The following is a 727-nucleotide window of genomic DNA, read 5'->3' on the forward strand; positions in this document are numbered from 1 at the left end:
TTTTATCTTTAATCCATCATAGCTAGCGATGCAACAAAGCCATTCCAGTGTCAAGCACTGGAATGACACCCTATGGTCACCGGAATGACGCTTTATGGCTACTTAGATGATGAGAAAAGAACACACTGCCCTTATTCTACTGGCCGTATAGCTACTTTCAAATTTAATCAATTAAGCAGGAGGCCCCTATGCAAACCACACTAAAAAATCATTTAGCTGGAGAATTACTTACCACTGCTACGTGCTGGAAATTAAAGCTCGCAGGTGGAGAAGTAATGGGATTCACTGACTATGATGAAGACTTAAATATTGATAATATACTCTATAAATCTTCAAGTGGATTTACAGCCAGTAGTATAATATTAAACAGCGATTTAAAGACTGATAATTTGGAAATTGAGGGAATATTAAATAGTGTTGATATCAAAGAAAAAGATGTTTTATCAGGAAAGTACGACTTTGCAAATATTGAGATATTTCTTGTGAATTATAAAGACTTGACCCAGGGAACAATGAATCTACATTCAGGAATTTTTGGTAAAGTGACATTAAGTAGTGGAAGATTTATTGCTGAAATTAGAGGGCTCTCAGCAAAGCTTGAGAGAAGCATAGCAAAATTATACTCTCCTGCATGCAGAGCACAATTTTGCGATGATAAATGTAAGAACCTGTTTAAAATCTTCGTAATAGGAGAGAAATGAAGGAAAGGACAATCATTTGCAAGCTG

The 727-nt window shown here is 35.8% G+C and carries 1 protein-coding gene; it reads left to right on the forward strand.

Annotated features, from left to right (window positions below; all coding sequences use genetic code 11):
- Positions 1-188 precede the first annotated feature (188 nt).
- On the forward strand, positions 189-701 hold the full coding sequence (locus tag OZD63_RS05680; protein ID WP_274979475.1) for a baseplate hub domain-containing protein: 513 nt from the start codon (positions 189-191) through the stop codon (positions 699-701).
- Positions 702-727: the final 26 nt, after the last annotated feature.

This window comes from Wolbachia endosymbiont of Drosophila leontia, from assembly GCF_028981785.1.
GTDB lineage: Bacteria > Pseudomonadota > Alphaproteobacteria > Rickettsiales > Anaplasmataceae > Wolbachia > Wolbachia pipientis.